The organism is Algibacter sp. AS12 (genome assembly GCF_046736315.1).
In the GTDB taxonomy this organism is placed as follows: Bacteria; Bacteroidota; Bacteroidia; order Flavobacteriales; family Flavobacteriaceae; genus Algibacter_B; species Algibacter_B amylolyticus.
In genome coordinates this window covers 3666971-3688539 of sequence record NZ_CP151841.1, presented here as the reverse complement: position 1 = coordinate 3688539, position 21569 = coordinate 3666971, and the positions used below count along the sequence as shown (strand labels likewise).

19 protein-coding genes are annotated in these 21569 nt (G+C 32.0%); 6 read left to right on the top strand and 13 right to left on the bottom strand.

Annotation, left to right across the window (positions count from 1 at the left end; genetic code table 11):
- Window positions 1–48: 48 nt before the first annotated feature.
- Together AAFN75_RS15035 and AAFN75_RS15030 are read right to left on the bottom strand one after the other, a co-directional pair.
- Window positions 49–957, bottom strand: coding sequence for a GNAT family N-acetyltransferase (locus tag AAFN75_RS15035; protein WP_411807113.1), 909 nt, complete (start codon window positions 955–957; stop codon window positions 49–51).
- Window positions 958–972: 15 nt separating this feature from the next.
- A complete protein-coding gene (locus tag AAFN75_RS15030) occupies window positions 973–2136 on the bottom strand; it encodes a GNAT family N-acetyltransferase (RefSeq protein WP_411807112.1) in 1164 nt (387 codons plus the stop codon).
- A gap of 259 nt (window positions 2137–2395) precedes the next feature.
- On the opposite strand from AAFN75_RS15030, the gene prfB reads away from it, so the two are divergent.
- The 4 genes from prfB to AAFN75_RS15010 all read left to right on the top strand — a co-directional run bounded on the left by prfB (window position 2396) and on the right by AAFN75_RS15010 (window position 7019).
- Window positions 2396–3506, top strand: a protein-coding gene (prfB, locus tag AAFN75_RS15025; protein ID WP_411807111.1) for a peptide chain release factor 2 whose coding sequence is annotated in 2 segments (ribosomal slippage) — window positions 2396–2458 and window positions 2460–3506 — 1110 coding nt in all. Because the reading frame shifts where the segments join, the coding sequence is not laid out codon by codon here.
- The gene (locus AAFN75_RS15020) at window positions 3503–4120 is read left to right on the top strand and encodes an HAD family hydrolase (RefSeq protein ID WP_411807110.1); all 618 of its coding nucleotides are present in this window, start codon (window positions 3503–3505) and stop codon (window positions 4118–4120) included. Before prfB ends, AAFN75_RS15020 begins: the two co-directional genes overlap by 4 nt.
- Window positions 4120–4461 (top strand): arsenate reductase (glutaredoxin), encoded by a 342-nt coding sequence (gene arsC / locus AAFN75_RS15015; protein ID WP_411807109.1) that lies wholly within the window; start codon window positions 4120–4122, stop codon window positions 4459–4461. Before AAFN75_RS15020 ends, arsC begins: the two co-directional genes overlap by 1 nt.
- An 89-nt stretch (window positions 4462–4550) precedes the next feature.
- Entirely contained in the window at window positions 4551–7019 is a 2469-nt protein-coding gene (locus AAFN75_RS15010) for a TonB-dependent receptor domain-containing protein (protein ID WP_411807108.1), read from the top strand.
- A gap of 71 nt (window positions 7020–7090) precedes the next feature.
- Here the strand turns inward: AAFN75_RS15010 and AAFN75_RS15005 are convergent, their stop codons facing one another.
- Entirely contained in the window at window positions 7091–7264 is a 174-nt protein-coding gene (locus AAFN75_RS15005; protein ID WP_172625840.1) for a hypothetical protein, read from the bottom strand.
- A 93-nt stretch (window positions 7265–7357) separates the two neighbouring features.
- Window positions 7358–7999, bottom strand: a complete 642-nt coding sequence (locus tag AAFN75_RS15000; RefSeq protein ID WP_411807106.1) for a peroxiredoxin — start codon at window positions 7997–7999, stop codon at window positions 7358–7360.
- Between the two features lie 170 nt (window positions 8000–8169).
- Between AAFN75_RS15000 and fumC the strand changes: the two genes are divergently transcribed.
- Window positions 8170–9567, top strand: coding sequence for a class II fumarate hydratase (gene fumC / locus AAFN75_RS14995; protein ID WP_411807105.1), 1398 nt, complete (start codon window positions 8170–8172; stop codon window positions 9565–9567).
- A gap of 184 nt (window positions 9568–9751) precedes the next feature.
- Here fumC and AAFN75_RS14990 read toward each other — a convergent pair whose 3' ends face one another.
- A complete protein-coding gene (locus AAFN75_RS14990; RefSeq protein WP_411807104.1) occupies window positions 9752–10630 on the bottom strand; it encodes a chromosome partitioning protein ParA in 879 nt (292 codons plus the stop codon).
- A 525-nt stretch (window positions 10631–11155) separates the two neighbouring features.
- Here AAFN75_RS14990 and AAFN75_RS14985 point away from each other — a divergent pair.
- Window positions 11156–11617, top strand: a complete 462-nt coding sequence (locus tag AAFN75_RS14985) for a GNAT family N-acetyltransferase (RefSeq protein WP_411807103.1) — start codon at window positions 11156–11158, stop codon at window positions 11615–11617.
- Here the strand turns inward: AAFN75_RS14985 and AAFN75_RS14980 are convergent, their stop codons facing one another.
- From AAFN75_RS14980 to AAFN75_RS14945, 8 genes are all read right to left on the bottom strand, one after another.
- A complete protein-coding gene (locus AAFN75_RS14980) occupies window positions 11618–13780 on the bottom strand; it encodes a S9 family peptidase (RefSeq protein WP_411807102.1) in 2163 nt (720 codons plus the stop codon).
- Between the two features lie 74 nt (window positions 13781–13854).
- Window positions 13855–14577 (bottom strand): hypothetical protein, encoded by a 723-nt coding sequence (locus tag AAFN75_RS14975; RefSeq protein ID WP_411807101.1) that lies wholly within the window; start codon window positions 14575–14577, stop codon window positions 13855–13857.
- Between the two features lie 67 nt (window positions 14578–14644).
- Window positions 14645–16336 carry a hypothetical protein gene (locus tag AAFN75_RS14970; RefSeq protein WP_411807100.1) on the bottom strand — a complete coding sequence of 564 codons (1692 nt, stop codon included), beginning with the start codon at window positions 16334–16336 and terminating at the stop codon, window positions 14645–14647.
- An 86-nt stretch (window positions 16337–16422) separates the two neighbouring features.
- Window positions 16423–16947, bottom strand: coding sequence for a hypothetical protein (locus AAFN75_RS14965; RefSeq protein WP_411807099.1), 525 nt, complete (start codon window positions 16945–16947; stop codon window positions 16423–16425).
- 178 nt (window positions 16948–17125) lie between these two features.
- Window positions 17126–18361, bottom strand: coding sequence for a DUF6638 family protein (locus AAFN75_RS14960; protein ID WP_411807098.1), 1236 nt, complete (start codon window positions 18359–18361; stop codon window positions 17126–17128).
- Between the two features lie 94 nt (window positions 18362–18455).
- On the bottom strand, window positions 18456–18845 hold the full coding sequence (locus tag AAFN75_RS14955) for a hypothetical protein (RefSeq protein WP_411807097.1): 390 nt from the start codon (window positions 18843–18845) through the stop codon (window positions 18456–18458).
- A 12-nt stretch (window positions 18846–18857) separates the two neighbouring features.
- A complete protein-coding gene (locus AAFN75_RS14950) occupies window positions 18858–19451 on the bottom strand; it encodes an NUDIX domain-containing protein (protein ID WP_411807096.1) in 594 nt (197 codons plus the stop codon).
- Entirely contained in the window at window positions 19441–21402 is a 1962-nt protein-coding gene (locus tag AAFN75_RS14945; protein WP_411807095.1) for an AAA family ATPase, read from the bottom strand. The genes AAFN75_RS14950 and AAFN75_RS14945 overlap by 11 nt, the downstream gene beginning before the upstream one ends.
- Between the last annotated feature and the right edge of the window lie 167 nt (window positions 21403–21569).

Genomic DNA, 21569 nt, shown 5'->3' with positions numbered 1-21569 from the left:
ACCTAGGACTTTTATTTGTTTAATTAAGAAAAAAGAGGTTTATAACAACTAATTAGATTTTTTTAAACTTTTCAAAAAAACCACAACCCCTTTATGCTTTAAAAATTCCTTTAAATAGACTTTGCCATATTCAATTTTACCTAAAATAAAACCACTAAAAGAATTTCTTTTACTTAAAACATGATGCTCAAAATTATAAACAATATTACTCCATTTCGATTTATAATCGTGATCGCCATATCCTAATTCTATAAGCCCGTAATTGTTTTCAAAACACCACTCTACGTGCTTATAAAGGTCTACATGCCCCAAACTAAACCTTCCATAATCGGTATTATATGAAGAAATCCAACAAAAAATCATATTATTAGACAAGTAGTTCAGTGAAATACTTATTGGTATATCAGCATTGTAAATTACAAAAATGTTTGCCTTCTTATTTTTTAAACTCTCGTAAAAATCATTTTTTATTTGCAACCATTGGCTTAACTTTTCGTCCTTCTCATTTTTCTGCTCAAACCTTTTATCTAGCATTTCCCTTAACTGGTCAAATAAAGAAATATAATCTGATTCTAAAATATTATGCCCCAACATTCTGTAGCTTATTTTAAAACCATCTTCCAAACGCCTAACAGATTGTCTGATTGCTTTTCTAAAACTACGACTCATATGGCTCTCCATATAGGCTTGTATATTTTTTATTTCCGAAATATCAATAGCGTATCCCTTATTAGCCTGCTTAACTTTAGTTAACTTGTATACATCCTCATTAACCAAATATTCTAGATAGTTTGGACATAAACTATGAGAATGAACTAAACTATTTTTTTTCTCATCTTTAATATTATTTTTTAAGATATTCTCTCCTCTATTTTTTATTTCCAAATAACAATTAGGAATTTGTCCTTTTTGAAATAATTCTAAAAATAAATTTAATTTATTTAAATTCTTTTTCATAAAAACAGGCCTGATTTATAACAAGTTAACTTTTTGAAACTTATTTTTAATTGCCAATATAAATTCTGATTTATTGGGCGTTTTATACACTTTTAATAGGCTTTTATGAGCTGAATTAGAAAATAAAAAGTCGTTAATAGGCTTCATCAATTTTAAATAATCATTTTGCTCATCATTTAATACTTCCATGCTTTTTAGAGCTTCCGCGTCATTAAAAGCACTGTAAAGATATTCTGATTCTAGTTTTTCTGTATTTATAAAATGTAGTTTATTTTTCATAGTATTATAAATCAGATTTAACTTTTTAGAACGCAAAAATTCAAAAAATTGAATTTTAAAACCTTCAATTTTAAAGGCTAAAGCTGATTTAAAATTTGATTTCTTCGGAATTGCTAAAAAATGATCTAAGATATAAATTTGGTTACTCCACCTTCTCTTATAGTCATAATCTCCCCTACCCATTTCGTAATGCTTAAATTTATTGATTATACACCAATCTAGCTGTTTATAGATAATTACATTCCCTAGTCCAAACTTGGAGTAATCTAGATTGTAAGACGCTATGGCATTAAAATAAAAATCTCCAAAAATATAATTTAAGGAAATAGATATTGGTTTACCAGACTCGTAAACAACAAAAATAGAAGCTTTATTTTCATTTATAAGCATAAAAAATATCTTATAAAGTCTATCCCACTCCAATAATCTATCATTTATCTCTTTTTTCTGCATAAATCGCTCTTGAAGCATTACGCGAAGTGCTTCAAATAATTGATTATATTCCTTTTTCGAAATCGTACCAATATGCATCTTATAATTAATATCAAAACACATTTCTAAGCGTTTAACATAGCGCCTAATTTCTCTAGCTTTTTTCTTAAATTGAGCCGTAACATAAGGGTCTACAGAAGTATGATCTCGATCAATTTTGATAGAATAACCTTGATGAAATTGAGTTATTCGTTTCGTTTTATAATGAATATTAAATGACGGAACTAAATACCTCGGAATCGATTTTAAAGAATAATACCCCTTTTGCTTTATTAATTCTTTTGAATCAATATTACTTAAAAGCACTTTTTCTGGCTGCTCTACATGTACAATATTATCTATAGGTTCCGGAATTACTTGACTTTCATAAAGGTCAAAAAAGAAATCTCTATTTTCTTTAAAACTCATAGTAATTATAAAATAATCAGGTTAAGTTATTACGAAAAAACCATCGTTTTAATCAGTAATTATTAAGCTTATTAATAATATGCAATAATACGATAAGCAAGAGTTATTTGCGCTCACAAACTTGCATCTTTATTTACCCGTTATCAAAAATATTCTTCAAAGGGTTATTAATTTCTTTTATCTGTAAAAACAGAATTCATTTTGCTTTATTCAATAAATTGTCACCTTATTTTCTATTTTTGTTTAAAATAAAAAAACCATGATAACAACAGATCAAATTAAAGATCTAAACACCCGCCTCGACAAACTTAGGCACTATCTTTGACATAGATGCTAAACTTATAGAAATACAAAACGAAGAAGAACAAACCTTCGACCCTAATTTCTGGAATGATTCAAAAGCTGCTGAGGCTATTATGAAATCACTTCGTGTGAAGAAAAAATGGGTACAAGATTACAAAGCCTTAAAAACGTTTATTGAAGACCTTGAAGTCATCTACGAGTTTTTCAAAGAAGATGAAGCAACCTTAGAAGACGTTGAAAAGCGATACAATAAAGCCTTAGAATTACTTGAAGATATCGAATTTAGAAACATGCTTTCTGAAGAAGGGGATAGCTTAAGTGCCGTATTGCAAATTACTGCTGGTGCTGGAGGAACCGAAAGTTGCGATTGGGCAAGTATGCTAATGCGTATGTATTTAATGTACGCAGAAAAAAGCGGTTTTAAAGTTAAAGAATTAAACTTTCAAGAAGGTGATGTTGCCGGAATAAAAACAGTAACCTTAGAGATAGAAGGCGATTTTGCCTTTGGTTGGCTAAAAGGAGAAAATGGTGTGCACCGTTTAGTGCGTATCTCTCCTTTTGATAGCAATGCAAAACGCCATACTAGTTTTGCTTCGGTATATGTTTACCCGCTAGTAGACGATACTATAGAAATTGAAATTAACCCTGCAGATATTGAGATTACAACAGCACGTTCAAGTGGTGCCGGCGGACAAAATGTAAACAAAGTAGAAACCAAAGTACAACTTACCCACAAACCTTCTGGTATTCAAATTTCATGTTCCGAAACCCGTTCTCAACACGACAACAGGTCTAGAGCTATGCAAATGCTTAAATCGCAATTGTATGAAATTGAACTACAAAAACAGCTATCGCAACGTGAGGATATCGAAGCCGGAAAAATGAAAATTGAATGGGGTAGTCAAATTAGAAACTACGTGATGCATCCTTATAAATTAGTGAAAGATGTTCGTACGGCTCACGAAACTGGAAATGTTGATGCTGTTATGGATGGCAATATAGACGCCTTTTTAAAGGCTTATCTTATGGCTATGGGGCAAAAAGTTGAAGACGATAACCAATTATGAGTAAAATAGACACTATAATTTTCGATCTTGGTGGGGTTTTAATCGACTGGAATCCAGAATATGTTTTTTTAGATGTTTTTAATAACAATAAAGAGAAAACAAAATGGTTTTTAGATAACATTTGCACTAGCGATTGGAACGAAAACCAAGATGCTGGCTATCCTATTGCTCAAGCTACCGAAGATAGAGTTGCACTTTTTCCTGAATACGAGAAAGAAATTCGTTTATTTTATGGGCGTTGGCCAGACATGTTAGGTGGTGCCATTGTGGGTACTGTAGACATCCTAAAAAAATGTATAGCGTCTAATGATTATAAATTAGTTGCTTTAACTAATTGGAGTGCTGAGACCTTCCCTATTGCTTTAAAGCGTTTTGAGTTTTTACAATGGTTTGAAGGCATTTTAGTTTCCGGCGAAGAAAAAACTAGAAAACCTTTTAAGGATATTTATACCTTAACTTTAGAGCGTTTTAACATTAGTGCTGAAAAGTCTGTATTTATAGACGATAATCTAAGAAATATTGAAGCCGCCAAAACATTAGGAATTCATGGCATTCACTTTGAAACACCAGAAAAACTTCTTCACCAATTAAAAACCTTTAATATAAATATATAATGATAAAAATATATCACAATAACCGTTGTAGCAAATCGCGTAACGGATTAGCCCTTTTAGAAGAATCTGGAAAACCTTTTGAAGTTGTTAAATATCTTGACAATGTTCCAACTGTTTCAGAGTTAAAAAAAATCATTAAGTTACTTAATATAAAACCCATAGATTTAGTTAGAAAAAACGAAGCTATCTGGAAAGAAAATTTTAAAAATAAAGACCTAAGCGATTCAGAAATAATTGCTGCCATGGTGGAATTTCCTAAGCTAATAGAACGCCCAATAGTAATTAATGGAGATAAAGCAGTTATTGGCAGACCAACAGAATTAATTTCAACTATTTTATAGACTAAATCGGCACGAGCATTAACATAACTTTAACCTATTACCATTAAACCTTAAGTTAAATTTGTAGTCAAATTTTTTAAAGGTAACTCATGCTCAAAAACTATTTACTACTATTATCAGTACTATTTTTTACCCAATTTTCATTTGCTCAAAAATCAGAAGGAAAAGATGTTAACATCTCTGGTGTTGTTTTAGATAAGGAAACAAACCTCCCACTAGAATATGCAACAATAGCCTTTTTTAGCAAAGCTGAAAACAAAATAGTAACTGGTGGCATTACAGATATTAAAGGTCTCTTTAATATTCCTGTATCTTCTGGATTATACGATATTTCAATCGAATATATTTCATTTAAAACCATTACTCTACAAAATAGAAAAATAACAAAATCTGAAAATATTGGTGAATTTTATCTTGAAATTGATGCTGAATCCTTAGGCGAAGTTGAAATTATTGCAGAAAGAACTACAGTAGAATTAAAGCTTGATAAAAAAATATATAATGTTGGAAAAGACTTAACTGTAAGAGGCGGAACGGTTAGCGATGTTTTGGATAATGTACCTTCGGTTTCGGTTGATGTTGAAGGAAATGTGGCCTTAAGAGGTAATGATAATGTACGTATTTTAATTAACGGAAAACCATCAGGCTTGGTTGGGTTAAATTCTACTGATGCTTTACGACAGCTACCAGCAGAATCTATTGAACGGGTTGAAATTATCACCTCACCTTCAGCAAGATACGATGCCGAGGGTACCGCTGGAATTTTAAATATTATTTTACGCCGAAGCAAATTACAAGGTTTGAATGGAGCTATTACAACTTCGGTTGGTTATCCAACTTCAGCAGGAATTTCAGGCAATATAAATTACAGAACGGGCGATTTTAACTTCTTTAACACCACTGGTTATAGTTATAGGGAGTCTCCTGGTAACGCATTGTCTGCAACACAATACTTTAATGAGTACTATGACGATAATTTAATGACAACTATAAATGATCCCGACACTTTTTTAAATGAAATCCGTAGTTTTGATAGAGTTAGAAAAGGGTTAACCACTAATACAGGTTTAGAGTGGTATATTAATGAAACCACCTCTGTAACATCCTCCATAGTTTATAGAGATAGCGACAATAGTGGCGATACCAGTAATTTAATTTCAGAACTTGACCTAAATGGCAATTTATTAAACCAATCCACACGTTTGGAACCGGAATTTGAAGACGACAAAACTATACAGTATTCATTTAACTTAGATAAACAGTTTAATGGAAATTCGGAGCACAGGTTTACTTTAGATTTTCAATATGAGCAAGCTAAAGAAGTTGAAAAAGCTATTATTAATGAAAATGGTATAGACACCGAAGATGTTGAAACGGCAGAGGTTCAAAATGAAATACTTTTACAATCTGATTACGTTCAGCCACTTGGAGAATTAAGCCAAATTGAATTTGGATATCGTGGAAATTTTAACGAACTAAACACAGATTACACATTAGCTTTTAACGAAAATGGTCAATTTGTTGTAGATACAGACGTAAGTAATTATCTAATTTATAGAGAATATATAAATGCAGCCTATGCACAGTTTGGAAGTAAAATTAAGGAGCGTTTTTCATATCTATTGGGTTTACGCGTTGAAGATACGCGCATTACAATAGAGCAATTAACAAGTAATCAGTTTGAAAGAAAAACATATACCGAATTTTTTCCAACTATTAATTTAGCCTACGAAATTTCAGAAGATCAAAGTTTCACGTTAGGCTATAATCGACGAATTAGAAGACCTCGCTCACGTTATATTAACCCATTTCCGTCAAGAAGTAGTGCAACAAACCTATTTCAAGGAAATCCAGACTTAAATCCGAGCTATTCTAATTCGGTAGATTTAGGATATTTAAATAAACTTGGTAGCCTAACATTAAATTCTTCTATATATTATACCCATTCTACCGATGTGTTTACATTTATAAATGAGGATTCTGGAGAAGTAGTTGATGTAAATGGAACAGATATACCTGTTATTAGAAGAACACCTATTAATTTAGCAAGTAATGACAGAATGGGCTTTGAATTCACAGTAACCTACCGTCCAAATAAGAAATGGAGCTTAAATAGTAATTTTAATCTTTTCGACTCTAAAACAAGAGGTGATTATAACGGCGTGATTTATGATGCTAATAATTTGAGTTGGTTTGTTAGACTTAACAATAAATATACTTTACCTGGCGATATAGATTGGCAAACAAGATTATTTTATGGTGGTCCAAGTGAAGATGCTCAAAATAAAAATAAAGGTATATTCTCTACTGATTTAGCTTTTAGTAAGGATTTGTTTAATAATAAATCATCTATAGCCTTTTCAATTAGCGATTTGTTTAACAGCAGAAAGCGAATAACAAACTCGTACACAGAAACATTCAATAGCTATTCTGAATTTCAACGTCGAGAAAGAAGTTTTAACTTATCATTTACACATCGCTTTAACCAAACGCAAACAAAAGAACGTGAAAAACGTGGTGGCAATAGTAATGGTAATGACTTTGATTTTGAGGAATAAGCCTCTATTTAAAGCACAAAAAAAGGGAAACTAAATTAGTTTCCCTTTTTTTTATATATTAATTTAATGTTTTAAGCATGACGCTTAGCCTTCTTTTCTTCTCTAATTTCCTTTAATCTTTCAATTATAGAACCTCCTATCCAATAAGGAATAACAAAAGTTAATAAAAAAATCATTAACCAAAACCCTAAAGTTAAAATGCCTAAAAATGCTAAAAAGCCTAAATACTGGTCAAAATCAAACATAATTGTAATTGTCTTTTATAAATACCTGACAAAGATAATGCAAAGGTTTGTTTTAAACAATATCAAGTTGAAAATTATTAACAGAGTTTTTAACTAATCTAAATTTGGTTGAGGCGTCATACGTAGGTAAGGCTTAATTTCGTTAACCCCTTTAGTAAAGATGTTTTTAGCATCAGCAGTTGAAATAGCTGGACTAATTACCACATCTTCACCATGTTTCCAGTTAGCTGGTGTAGCTACTTTATGATAGGCCGTTAATTGTAAAGAGTCAATAACACGTAATAACTCCTCAAAATTTCTACCCGTAGATGCCGGATAAGTAATTATTAATTTAACTTTTTTATCGTTACCAATTACAAAAACAGAACGTACCGTTAGTTTACTATCAGCATTTGGATGAATCATGTCATAAAGTTCAGAAACTTTTCCGTCTTCATCTGCAATAATTGGAAAATTAACAGTCGTATTTTGAGTTTCATTAATATCCTTAATCCAGCCATGGTGGGACTCTACACCATCAACACTTAACGCCATTACTTTAACATTTCGCTTATTAAATTCTTCGGTATACTTTGCAACAGTACCTAATTCTGTTGTACAAACAGGCGTATAATCTGCTGGGTGAGAAAATAAAATACCCCAGCTATCCCCCAGCCATTCATGAAAATTAATTTGACCTTCAGAGGTTTGTGCTGTAAAATTTGGAGCTTCATCTCCTAATCTAATTGTTGCCATATTATTTATGTTTTAAATTTAAACTTAATTTTTAATCCTACTAAATTAATAGATTTAAAGCTTATTAGATAATTAAATTCGTTATTTATATGTTAAAAACTAACAAAAATCAGCTTTAAAAATACCATAAATGAATTACCTTAGCATTTCATAATTTAAGCATTATTAAAATGAGTTACAGAATTGAAAAAGACACTATGGGCGAGGTTAAAGTGCCTGCCGATAAACTTTGGGGAGCACAGACTGAACGCTCTAGAAATAATTTTAAAATAGGTCCTTCAGCATCCATGCCACTAGAAATAGTTTATGGTTTTGCATACCTAAAAAAAGCTGCTGCTTATACCAATTGCGAATTAGGTGCATTGGCAATAGAAAAACGCGATTTAATTGCACAAGTGTGTGATGAAATTTTAAAAGGTAAGCATGACGACCAATTCCCTTTAGTAATTTGGCAAACGGGTTCGGGAACGCAAAGTAACATGAATGTTAACGAGGTTGTTGCTAATAGAGCACACCAAATAGCTGGTAAAGTTATAGGTGAAGGCGAAAAAACAATTCAACCAAATGATGATGTAAATAAATCGCAATCGTCTAACGATACATTTCCAACAGGTATGCACATTGCAGCTTACAAGAAAATTATTGAAACTACTATTCCGGGCGTAAAGAAGTTGCGAAACACTTTAAAAAGTAAATCTGAAGCTTTTAAAAACGTTGTGAAAATTGGTAGAACGCATCTTATGGATGCCACACCACTTACACTTGGTCAAGAGTTGTCAGGTTATGTAGCACAATTAGATCATGGCTTAAAAGCTCTTGAAAATACTTTAGCACATTTAAGCGAATTAGCACTTGGCGGAACTGCTGTAGGGACAGGATTAAATACGCCTAAAGGATATAGCAAGCGTGTAGCAGAATACATTGCAGAATTTACAGGATTACCTTTTGTTACGGCACCAAATAAGTTTGAAGCTTTAGCGGCGCATGATGCTTTAGTAGAAACTCATGGCGCTTTAAAACAATTGGCTGTTTCATTAAATAAAATAGCTAATGATATTAGAATGATGGCTTCTGGACCACGTTCTGGTATTGGTGAAATTATTATTCCTGCTAACGAACCAGGAAGTTCTATTATGCCAGGAAAAGTAAACCCAACGCAATGTGAAGCTTTAACTATGGTTTGCGCTCAAGTTATGGGTAATGATGTAGCTGTTTCGGTTGGTGGTATGCAAGGACATTATGAGCTTAACGTTTTTAAACCTGTTATGGCCGCTAATGTTTTACAATCTGCACAACTAATTGGTGATGCCTGCGCTAGTTTTGAAGAACACTGTGCTGCCGGAATAGAACCTAACCAAGAAGTGATTACCAAACTTTTAAACAACTCTTTAATGCTTGTTACCGCATTAAACACAAAAATTGGGTATTATAAAGCTGCAGAAATTGCTAATACTGCTCATAAAAATGGTACGACATTAAAAGAAGAAGCTGTTAATTTAGGCTATGTTACTGCTGAAGACTATGATGCTTGGGTAAAACCAGAAGATATGGTTGGCGGACTTAAATAATAAATAGAATACTTTAATCTCATAAAAAAAGACAGGCGAATTAATTCTCCTGTCTTTTTTGGTTGGTTAGTTAACTATCCTTTTATTAAAAAGAATATGCTTCAAATATATATAAACATTATTGAATAAAAAAAGCCTCAAACTTTACGTTTGAGGCTTTTTCACTTTATAGGGATGCAATGGATTATTTTAAAGTAAACTCTGAGCTAGACACTAAATCTTTTTCATTAAAAACGTTTACTATGTAACGTCCTTTTTCAAAATCTGTGCTAGAAGTAACAAATTCACAAACATTAAGACTAGCATTTTCATAGTTAAACTTGCTAATTATACTGTAGTTTAAAGTTTTCTCACCAAAAGTAATTTGTTCGTTTAAACCTAAAATGTTGCTTTTAGGATCTATAACTTGTACATATAATTCTTCGTCTCCAGCTTGTACTAAAGTATTTTTAGCTACTGTAAAACATACTCTAATTTTATCTGCTCTTCTTGCTCTTTCAGTTGGTATTAATTTTCCAGAAGTTCTTTCAATAACTCCAAAACCTTTTAAACCTACTGTATTTAAAATTGCTGCGTTAGATACCACTTCGGCTAATGCATTATTTTGAACTAATAATGAATCTGTAAAAATAGTGCGCTCTTCTAAACGAACACGTGTGCTATCTAAAGAAGTTGCCAAATATGAATTTTCAACTTTTAAGGAATCATTTTGAGCCAACAATACGTCCATTTCTTTCTGTAATGATGCATATTTATTTTTATATCTCCACAAGCTCTTTACGTTGGTTTCAGATATTTTTAAAGAATCAATTAAACCTTGTATACGTGCTCTTGCTTCAACTAAATTACCATTAGAAATTTCGTTCTCGCCAATAGCATCGTCATATTGCTTTGCCATTGCATTTAAATCGTTCATTACTAACTGCTTTTCTTCAGATAATTCATTCTGAACTTTTTTGCTACTGCTATATAAATTCATAGTATAAAAACCCGTCGCTAAAAATAAAACTAGCGCTATTCCTAAACCTACTTTAAGTCCTGTATTACTTTTGTTATTTTCCATAAATTCTTGTTTTAATGTTTTTAAGTCTATTTTAATTTGCTTTAAAATGCCTAAAGTAAATAATGATGTACATTCAATATTCAAAATTCATTTTATAAGGCTAATCTAGTTTCTACTTAACAAAATTACTCCAATTATGTTATTAAACAAATCCTGTTTTTAGTCCTTAATAAGCTAACATATTACTATGATAACCTGCATTTGTTAGATATACGATTACTTAGTTCGTTTAGATGTTACTTAAAATGAAATGCTAAAAACATAGGCATTATTTTATGCTTTGAAAGAATCCAAATCCTTATTTTACAAGACCTTAACATGTAAACTTAAAATTTTGTTAAACCATTAATAACCGCAATTATATTAATATTACATGTTTGGTGAATTTTAAAATCGATTTAAAAATTAATATGCTTGTTGCTTTTTTTGAAGTCGAAATAGCTATGAAGCAATGACAAAAAAGATTACTTTTAACATAACAGAACGTGTATTGCCCACTACCTAAATTGATAAAAACAAAATACAATGCATACCATTATACCTTTTAAAAATCAATATGCTAAAGATTTTTATACTTTAAATATGGAATGGCTAAAAACCTTTTTTTTTGTTGAACCTTATGATGAAGAGGTGTTAAGTAACCCAGAAAAATACATTATAAACAAAGGCGGACATATATTTTTTGCTAAACCTAATAATACAATTATAGGAACCGTAGCCTTAATGCCTATTGAAAATAGTGATAGATTCGAATTAACAAAAATGGCCGTATCTCCAAATTATCGTGGGCAAAAAATTGGTCAGAAACTTATGCAACATTGTATTGATTTTGCTAAACATAATAACATACCAAAACTTATTATATATTCTAGTAGAAAGCTTGAAAACGCTATTTATATTTACAAAAAGTATGGATTTAAAGAAATTCCAGTAGAACCTAATTGTCCTTATAAACGTTGCAATATTAAACTGGAACTTGTGTTATAACTATTCCGTAACGCCCTCTAAATCTAATAAAAATGCATAATTTAGAGCTAGCCTTTTGTAACGCTGAAAACGGCCGGAAGCACCACCATGACCAGTTTCCATGTCGCAATCCATAACTAATAAATTGTTGTCTGTTTTTAAGTCTCGCAACTTAGCAATCCACTTTGCTGGTTCCCAATATTGTACTTGGCTATCCCAGTAGCCAGTAGTAATTAAAATATTGGGGTAGTTAACTGCCTTAACATTGTCGTAAGGCGAATAGGAAAGCATATAGTTATAATATTCTTTTTCCTTTGGGTTTCCCCATTCATCAAATTCAAAAGTAGTTAACGGAATACTTTCATCGAGCATCGTAGAAACAACATCAACAAAAGGAACTGCTGCTACTACTCCATTCCATAAACTAGGCTCCATATTTAAAACGGCTCCCATTAACAATCCTCCTGCCGATCCACCTAAGGCATATAAATGCTTACTTTCTGTATATTGTTCTTTGATTAAATATTTTCCAACATCAATAAAATCTGTAAATGTGTTTTTCTTTTTTAATAATTTACCGTTTTCATACCAGTCTCTACCCATTTCTTGCCCACCTCTAACATGAGCAATAGCATAAATAAAACCTCTATCTAACAAACTTAAACGCGATGAATTAAATGATGCCTCTGTACTACTACCATAAGATCCATAAGCATAAAGCAATAGCGGGTTTTGTCCATTTCTCTTTATGCCCTTTTTATACACTATAGATACCGGTATTTTAGTGCCATCTTTTGCCGTAGCTTCTAAACGCTCAGAGATATAATTTTCAGTGGAAAACGAATCATCCAAAACTTCTTCTCGTTTTAGTAACACTTGTTCTTTCGTTTTCATATTATATTCATAGGTACTATTGGGTGTTGTTAACGAGCTATAATTATAACGCAATAAATTGGTGTCGAAATCGAGATTAGAAGTTGTATAGGCTAAATAAGTAGGATCATTAAATGCTAAGTAGTGGTCGCTACCATTCCATTCTTTTACTCGAATTTGCCTTAAACCACCTTTAAGCTCTTCAATAACCAAAAAGTCTTTAAAAATTTCCATCCCTTGAAAAAACACATCTTCCCTATGCGGTATTACATCTACCCAATGTTCCTTTTCTGTTTTATTTACAGGCGTTTTAACTAATTTAAAGTTTTTTGCATCTTTATTTGTTCTAATGTAAAAATGATCTCCGTAATGTTCTAAATTATACTCTAAATCTTTTTCTCTTGGCTGAACAACCTTCCACTTACCATTAGGCATATTAGCATCCAATACTCTAAACTCTGTCGATAAGGTTTGATAACTTACTATTACCAAATAGTCTTTAGATTTGGTTTTATAAACAGCGCAAGCAAATGTATCGTCTTTTTCTTCAAAAACCACTTCGTCTTCAGATTGATTAGTACCGATAACATGCTTTACAATTTTGTTTTGACGCAAGGTTTTAGGATCTTTAGTAGTATAAAAAATGGTTTTATTATCATTAGCCCAAACAGCACTGCCACCTGTATTATCAAGCTTATCCTTTAAAATCGCTGCTGTTTCTAAATTTTTAAAATGAAGTGTGTATTGTCGTCTTGAAACCGTATCAATACCAAATACAAGCATTTTATTGTCTGGACTTACGGAATGCGAGCCAAACCCAAAATACGAATGCCCGTTAGCAAGTTCTGGACCATTAAGCATGATTTCTTCATTGGCAGCATCTTCAAGTTTTTTTCTGCAAAACAACGGGTAATCATCACCTTCCTGAAACCTTTTGTAATAGGAATAACCATTATCGTTTACAGGAACCGATTCGTCATCCTTCTTAATCCTACCAACAATTTCATCGTATAATTTTTCCTGTAAACCATTGGTATGTGCCATAACTTTTTTAAGGTAATTATTTTCTGCATTTAAATAATCTAATACATCCTGAGTTTGAGCGTCTGGCGTTTCAGCATTTTTTTGGTCATCACTTAAACGCATCCAAAAATAATTATCAATACGTGTGTGATCATGCACCGTTAATTCCTCGGGAACTTTTTTGGCTATGGGAGCTTCAAGTGAAACATGTGGTTTTAGAGGTTCGTTATCTTTACATGAAGACATTAAAATAAAGAGAAACAAAAAAGTAAAAAGAGTGCTTTTCATAATACCTAAATTTAGAGCTAGGAAGGTACGAAAAATAACACCACAAAATATGCAATTTTTTGACGCTTAACATTTTAATAGTTTGCAGGAAAAACAAAATTAAATCCATTATTATATCTAGTATCTCCTCTACTATATAGGCTATATCTAATGGTATTATTAAACGCTATTACATCCCTTAATCTTCGTCTTAGTTGAGCATATGGTGCGTTACCTTTTAAGGAGGTATTTCTAAACGTCCTCACATCATCAAATTGCATTTTTAATTTCGGAATGTATATCGTTTCAATTTCTATTTTATATTTAGATAAAGGACCAAACATATTAAAGTCTTCTTTAAATCTTAACCATTCATATTTTTTAGTATAAACACTTAAAATTTGAAGCAACATGTTTTTATCTGGTTTTAAATATCTTTCGTATTGCCCAATAATATCATTAAAAATTTCGGTTATAAGATCATGAAAAAGTACTTCGTCTTGAGTTCTTTTTAATAGTTTAGTTAATGCATTTAAAATTAATTTAGAAAAGAAATCGGCTTCCTTATTATCTACTCCTTTTTTAACTAAAAACTTTCGTTTTTTATGCTTGTAAAGGCCTGACCAAAATATCTCATCATAATTAACAACTTCTACAATAATTTCTCTTTTGGAAAGTAAAGTTAATAGGATTACATCGAATGTTTCATAGAGTAACTCTTCCCAAGACACTTTGTTTGTAAGAGATACATGATTATATTCAAAATTATGATATTTAGTAAATGTATACAGTCCAATATCCTCACAATGAAAATTCATAGGGTCTATTTCTATAAACGCCCGAGAAGTTATATTCTTTGAATAGAAAAATGAATAGATTGACATGCTAATTATTAGACGCCCTCAAAGAATCAAGTTGTCTTTGTAACCTAGCTATTTCTTCGGCTTTTTTATCTACTTGAGGTATAACATTTATGGTATCTTTAGGCTGCTCAACCATATCAATGGTTTTTGTTTCTTCGGCATAATAATAACCAATTTTTTCGCTGGAGCGCCATGCTTCATTTAATTGATCGTACACTGTTTTATCCCATTGACTTGGGTGCTTAACATCAATCCAAACCACATCTCGATATTCACTATCAACTAAAGCCAAATCTGGAGTTGCCGAACCATCAAAATTATCTGAACCTTCGCGAATTGCAGAAATTGTACCTAGAAAAAACAAACGTTTTCTACCTGCAATATCTTTTATATAAGGTCTAAATTCTACCGGTTTGTTAACCGACCAATCAAATTCTTTACGAGATTCAATAACTTTTAAAGGCATAGCAGAAACACCTGCATAGCCTTCTTTTTTTGATGCATGGTCGTAATAGTAAAAATTGTTACTTCCGTCGGCTGGCACAAAAACACTGTAAGTTAAACTTGTTCTTTCGTTTCCAACAGGTTCTAAACCAAACCAGTGATACAATCCGTTATAGGCGTTTGTATTGGTATCTGTAAAATTAAAATCGGTTACAAAAGGTTGTTGGTTTTGGTCGTCTGCCAAGTATGGAATTTTAACGGCGGTTTCCATATTCCATGGTAATGGATCGCTAAATCCACCTAAGAACTTTAAGGATTCGGCTTGTAATCTTGATACTTTTTCGGCTAGTGTATTTTGTCCTACTAAAAATGGATACTTATTCATGTCTTCTGGACTAACATAGTTTCCTTTTCCAATTAAAATACGCTCTATATAGTCGTTAAAATCGTGCTCACCACTATCAATTACCATAACACCTCCAAAGGTAGGATAAGGAAAAAGGAAGCCTTTCCATTTTATTAAACTCACTACTTGCACCCATTTACCAGAATCGTTTTTCATGTAATAGGTATCGCTAGGTTCCATACTAAACAGCTGAAAAAAGTTGAAACGTTGCACTACGGCGTTATATGTATTTCGGCTAAATTTTAAAGATTCGCCAATTGAAAATGTTACCGGAATGCGATTCTCGCTAGAAAATCTAGGAAAAGGTGTTGTGCTAGATACCGCAAAAACTTCTTCGGTATTATCTGTCATTCCTTGCCACATATATTTTTCTGTAGGTTGAATGGCCATGGTCCATTTATTCTCGTTTCCAATTCTAACTAAATGTGGTAAGGATACGTCTTTAGTTTCTCCTACACTTTCGTTAGCCATAGAAAACACATTGCGAAGCGGTTGGATGCGCTCGTTTTGCGTTAATGGTAGTTCGTGAATTTCTGTTTTATTTAGGTTATTAAATACATTGTAAGTTTTCATGTAATCGTACATTTTAAAATGCCAACCTACAGCGTACAAAATTCCAAAAAATACAAGTAATACTACTAAAATGCCTAATCGACCTCCTGTTGTTGGTGAATTTCTGAATTTTCGTAACCCTAAAAACAAAACAATACCACTAAGTAGAATGATAAAAATAAATTTTCTAACAAATAATAAAGCAGGTTGATAGTCGTCTCTTAAAACAAACAACGCTATTAATAAAACTAATGCTCCAATAACGGTTATTGTTTTTTGTTTCTTTCCTTTATTCCAGTAGTTTTTAATCATCTGTAATTTTATTTTTCATTTCCGCGCATGCGAAAATTTATTTTATTTACTTATTAATTGTTTGTTGAAACTGTTTACTTTAAAACCTATAGTAATCCCTTATCTTTTAAACGCTCTCTCGCACTCTTCTCCTCTACTTTAGGTTCGTTAGCTATTTCCTTTTTAGCCTCTTTAATTACTTTCGGTTTTTCGTTTTTTAAATCTTCAATAAAATCTTTTCCCTTTTCGAATGTATCTTGAACCATATCCTCAATCGAGTCACTTTTTTCATCGATTACCTCGCTAGATTTAAAAATAAAATTTGCTAAATAGGTCCCTATTAAAGTACCAACAATCATGGATGCAAAAATGGATATAGTAGCTATATCGATAGGAATTAAAAATCGAACAATTATAATGCCTATTAAAAACAGGAATCCAACAAAAACGAGTCGCAATAAAAACGTTTGCTGATACACAAAACCCGTTTTATCATGAGGTTTCATTTGAAGTTCTTTCGAGTTTATTATTTTATTAAAAAACCGATACAGCCCATTACCTTTAGATTCTCTCCAATATAAAAAGATTCCGAATAGTATAGCGCCAATAAATACGATGAGTTCTAGTGTCATAATTTTGTTTATTTATTCTCCCTTATATGAATAAAAAGAGAATTGTACTTTTATTCAAATTTTATACAAGGGGTTAATTACCCTTCCGTCTTTAATTCTTGAATTAAAATTAAATCCACCTTCCCTTAAAAAGTGAAGGAATTATTTATCAATGTCTTATAAAATTAGTCTATATTTTCTATATATTGCTACTAATCGTTTCAACCGCCCAATCCTTAAGGGAATCATCCCAAGTTTTAAAATTAGTATAAAACGTTTCTTTATCGTACCAATACCAAAATAAAATATCTTTTGATGAAATATTTACCAATAATTTCCAGATTAAATCCTGGTGTTTAGCATCTAATGAAGAATGCGGTTTATGCAGAGCTTCAAATAGTTTTTCGTCAACAATATCTGCTATTTTGTATTGGTTACTGGTTTCTAATTTCTCTAAATAGCGTTCTACGCTCATTACTTTTTTCCTTGCCTTAATATCAAGTTTATTTAAGTAACTTTTAAATAATATAGGGTCGTTTAAAATATCTTTTACCGGATGATTCACATTTTTTAAATGCTGAGCCATTTCAAATTTCTTAATACGTTCGTAACGTTTTGTGGTAATTGCCTTTTCTAAATCATATTCTATAATAACATGATCACGCAGTTTATCCATAAGTTCTGGCTGCTCAATATGATAAATTAAAACATCGTAATTAGTGTCTTTGATAGCTTCTTTATGCCATGTTTCATCTTCAAAGACTACAATAGGTTTTATAAAATCTCTTAAAACATATACCCCTCCAAAGGCTCTGGTGTAAAATGAATCGGTTGCAAATTGTAATTCGTGTAAATCTAAATTTCTGGTTCTTAAATCGCCAAAGGTTTTAGCAGAATCTAGAATTTGCTGATGCAAAGTTTCATCTATAAAATTATTAGCTCGTTTAAAGGTCTCAACAAGTTGTAATTGTTCTTTTTGAACATGCTTTAAATTATCTATAAGATGAAAATTGATGGCGACTTTATTATATTTTAAAACATCTAAGGGTTCGTAAAAAGCGTCTATCCCTTGATCGAAATCTAAACAAATGGCACAATCTCTGGTAATATCTTTAATCTTTTGGTCGTGAATTTTAAACACAAACTTCATCATGTCTCTATCGAACGAATGAAACGGTAAGTATACCGGTTTACCTTTTTGAAGCGGAGAAATAATAATTCCATGCGGATTTGCTTCACCATTATTTAAATAATTTAGCTCTCCTTTTTCTTCTGCAACTTCTGGACTCCAACCTATACCATCAATGTGAAAGGTTTTTAGCTTTGTTTTAGAAAAACCAAGTTTTACTAAGCATTTGTTGTAACGCTCAACGAGTTTTCCGCTAACGGGAATAAGTTCGCTTCTGTATAAGTTTGCTTGTTTTAGTTTGTCCATATTACTATTCCCATAAAAGTGAGAATCACATTTTTAATTTATTACACGCTTTATTAAATTGTTCAACTTTATAAAGCACAAATAAAAACTAAATTTATTTTGATTTTCGCTTTTCAATTCTTTTTAGTCTTTTTTTTTCTTTCCTTTTAACTTTTAGATACTTGTGATGTGCTTCAATTGTTTTAATATCTAAAAAGCCATTTATATCAATATTGTATCCTAATCTTTTTAATTTTTCTTGATATTTTTCTAATTTAATTTTTTTTTGTTTCTGCTTAATCAGTTCCTTCTTAGTTTTTTCTGTTTTCATTAGTGAATCATCAGGACAGTCCACTTGTTTCCATTCAACTTCCTTATCATAATAAAAACATCTTTCATAACATTTTCCTGCCTCAACTTTTTGAGGAATACTAGAATTTTGAGCTCCCAACGGAACTGATAAACCTAAAAAAAGTAACATTAGTAAGTTTAAAATCTTTTTCAATTATAAACTGTTTTATTTGTTTAGCGATACAAGGTTATGAATAATAGCATACTGTAGCAACACAATAGTTCGTGTATCTACAATTTCGCCATTATTCAACATTTTTACGGCATTTTCAAAAGGCATTTCTAGCACTTCAATATCTTCGTGTTCTGTATCTACACCACCGCCTTCATTCACCTTCATATCATCGGTATATTCTCCAATAAAAAAATGCATTTTCTCGGTCATTACACCAGGCGAAGAATACGCTTCATATACCTTTTTAACGGATTTTAAACGATAACCAACCTCTTCTTCGGTTTCTCTAATAATACAAGCTTCAGGGTTATCTTTATCAAGCATACCAGCTGCAATCTCCACTAGAAAGCCATCCTTATTGTCATTTAAATACGTTGGCATTCTAAATTGCTTGGTTAGGATAACCGTTTGTTTCGCTTTGTTATACAACAGTATTCCTGCACCATCGCCTCTATCATAAACCTCGCGCATTTGGTTTACCCATTCGCCACTAGACATTAAATAATCGAAAGTGACTCTATTTAAAATGTAATAGTTATCTGAAAGTAACTTGGTTTCAATATTTTTTATATGCTTATCGCTCATTTTCAAAAGTACTTCTTGCTTTAGTTTCTATATTTAATTGGTTCACCCGGGTATCGACTTTTCGTTTAAAATCGGTATCTGCAATGGTTGCCACATTATCTAAATAGCGCACCACTTCTTGCCTTCTAATTTCAGAAAAATCTAAGCCTTTCATATTGCCTCGCATCAATTCTTGAAGCATATTAAACTTGGTATCGTAATCTTGTTTGAAATAGATTTCTGGATTCTCAAACCAATCTTCTTCCAAATCGAAATCGGTTAATCGTAATGAAATTGCCGATTGAATATTACGTACATCTCGTGAAGAAAAGAACGGAAACACAGACTGCATTTCCTTATACAAATTAGCATAAAATAAATGCTGATTGGTTTTAAACTGCTTTTCTACTTTATCGTAAACATCATGAACACGTGCTTCTGTTGGCTTATCAACGTTACTTAAAATATCGCCCATGTTTTTTGCTAAACCTTGATCTTGTAAATAGGCATAATTTTCCGGACCTTGCATGTTCACAAAGTCTGGGATAGTATCGTCCAATTTACGCCACCAAATGTGATCTTGATCTAAAAAATCATGTTCTGTTCTTGCACCATCTATTTGAAATCGTCCTTGCACACGTGAAATTACCGCTTTATCCAACATTTCTGGAAGGTTTGTAAACAACCCTATAGAACTGTTACCATAATTTACAGCATAAGCGCCCTCTGTATATCTTAAAAATACACCTATTACTTCTTTTACACCAGCCGAAACACCTTGGGCAGTACGTTCTTGCAAGTTATTTTCGGCATCATCAATAGGTGCGAAAATTAATTTTGTTGGATCTTGCATGGGTTTCATCCACTCGACCATTTTTTCGGCAGAACCACCTTGAAACGTCGAAATTAAGGTATCTGGCATAGGATGAAAAAGAAACGGAATATCTAAGGTATCGCAATGTTCTTTTAGTCGTGTTGCAATGGCTGCAATAAGCATACTTTTTCCTGTACCTGGTATTCCGTAGCCCATAAAAACGGGCATAAATCCACCAAGTTCTTGAAAAGGATTCTTTTTTGCTGTAAAATCGTAACTCAGCATGCGCTCAGTTAATCGCCGTGCAAAGTGCTTTGCATCTCGATTACCTACAATTTGCTCGAATTTAATTTTATTAAACTCAATACTTTTTGCAGTGCCTTGAAACACATTATTCCAACCAGAAATAGCAAATTCAGATTTTTCAAGTTTATAGGTTCTATCTTCAATGGTTTCGGTGTACTCTAAACTGCTTTTTCTTAACTGAATTTCGTCAATTAAAGCTTCAAAATAAACCACTGTAAAATCAATAACATCTTTATCGGACTTTATAATTTCGGGATGATCTAGGTATTTATCAAAGTAAAACAAACTACACGATATTCCTTTTAATGGCGACATTAAAGACAATTCTGGTATACCAGCAAATTTCTGCTTCATGACGCTTAAGTCATCGGAGGCATGTGGTTTTAAATCGTTTAATATTTTATAAGCGGTTGCAAATAGCATAAATGCGGTAGCCGTATGCATTTTGCTTTCGTACTCGCGTTTTCCGTTGTTATCTAGAGCCGATTTGTTTTCGTTCAAACTAGATAATCCAGACGCATCGTAATAACTATCTTTAATCCAAACACCTAAGGTTATACCTTCTTGAACGGCATATAAAGTTTGATTTAAATATATAGGAAGCGCCACAGAATCTGGCAACAACCGCTTTTTTAAAGCCAAAATGGTTTTTGAAACCGAGGTTATACTCGCAGAACTGCCATTATTAGCTCTTGATAAATACAATAAAATAGATTCATCTTTTGCATCTTTATCTCTGTTTTTTGCACGCGACCCTTGCTCCCACTGTATACTTTTTAAGTATGATGAAGCTTCATCGCGAAGCATATCGAGTTCGGTTAATTTTATTGGAAATGTTGAATTGTGCTCCATGTTTTTTAGTCTTCAGTCCTCAGTTAGCAGTCTTCAGTGCTCACTGTTATGGACAATTATTTAGTATTCGGTTGGTAGTATTCAATCTCAGTAACAGTTAACAGTACCTACTCAACTCTGCTTACTTAATCTTAAACTGTTTATTTTTATTATTTATATCGCAGTAC

Excerpts from the sequence above, each read along its gene's own strand:
- AAFN75_RS15005 (WP_172625840.1), bottom strand. The coding sequence starts at position 7,264 with ATGTTTGATTTTGACCAGTATTTAGGCTTTTTAGCATTTTTAGGCATT.
- AAFN75_RS15010 (WP_411807108.1), top strand. The coding sequence starts at position 4,551 with ATGCTCAAAAACTATTTACTACTATTATCAGTACTATTTTTTACCCAA.
- AAFN75_RS14950 (WP_411807096.1), bottom strand. The coding sequence starts at position 19,451 with ATGAGCGATAAGCATATAAAAAATATTGAAACCAAGTTACTTTCAGAT.
- AAFN75_RS14965 (WP_411807099.1), bottom strand. The coding sequence starts at position 16,947 with ATGACACTAGAACTCATCGTATTTATTGGCGCTATACTATTCGGAATC.
- AAFN75_RS14960 (WP_411807098.1), bottom strand. The coding sequence starts at position 18,361 with ATGGACAAACTAAAACAAGCAAACTTATACAGAAGCGAACTTATTCCC.
- AAFN75_RS15035 (WP_411807113.1), bottom strand. The coding sequence starts at position 957 with ATGAAAAAGAATTTAAATAAATTAAATTTATTTTTAGAATTATTTCAA.
- fumC (WP_411807105.1), top strand. The coding sequence starts at position 8,170 with ATGAGTTACAGAATTGAAAAAGACACTATGGGCGAGGTTAAAGTGCCT.
- AAFN75_RS15030 (WP_411807112.1), bottom strand. The coding sequence starts at position 2,136 with ATGAGTTTTAAAGAAAATAGAGATTTCTTTTTTGACCTTTATGAAAGT.
- AAFN75_RS14985 (WP_411807103.1), top strand. The coding sequence starts at position 11,156 with ATGCATACCATTATACCTTTTAAAAATCAATATGCTAAAGATTTTTAT.
- AAFN75_RS15000 (WP_411807106.1), bottom strand. The coding sequence starts at position 7,999 with ATGGCAACAATTAGATTAGGAGATGAAGCTCCAAATTTTACAGCACAA.
- AAFN75_RS14975 (WP_411807101.1), bottom strand. The coding sequence starts at position 14,577 with ATGAATTTTCATTGTGAGGATATTGGACTGTATACATTTACTAAATAT.
- AAFN75_RS14980 (WP_411807102.1), bottom strand. The coding sequence starts at position 13,780 with ATGAAAAGCACTCTTTTTACTTTTTTGTTTCTCTTTATTTTAATGTCT.
- AAFN75_RS14990 (WP_411807104.1), bottom strand. The coding sequence starts at position 10,630 with ATGGAAAATAACAAAAGTAATACAGGACTTAAAGTAGGTTTAGGAATA.
- AAFN75_RS14945 (WP_411807095.1), bottom strand. The coding sequence starts at position 21,402 with ATGGAGCACAATTCAACATTTCCAATAAAATTAACCGAACTCGATATG.
- arsC (WP_411807109.1), top strand. The coding sequence starts at position 4,120 with ATGATAAAAATATATCACAATAACCGTTGTAGCAAATCGCGTAACGGA.
- AAFN75_RS15020 (WP_411807110.1), top strand. The coding sequence starts at position 3,503 with ATGAGTAAAATAGACACTATAATTTTCGATCTTGGTGGGGTTTTAATC.
- AAFN75_RS14970 (WP_411807100.1), bottom strand. The coding sequence starts at position 16,336 with ATGATTAAAAACTACTGGAATAAAGGAAAGAAACAAAAAACAATAACC.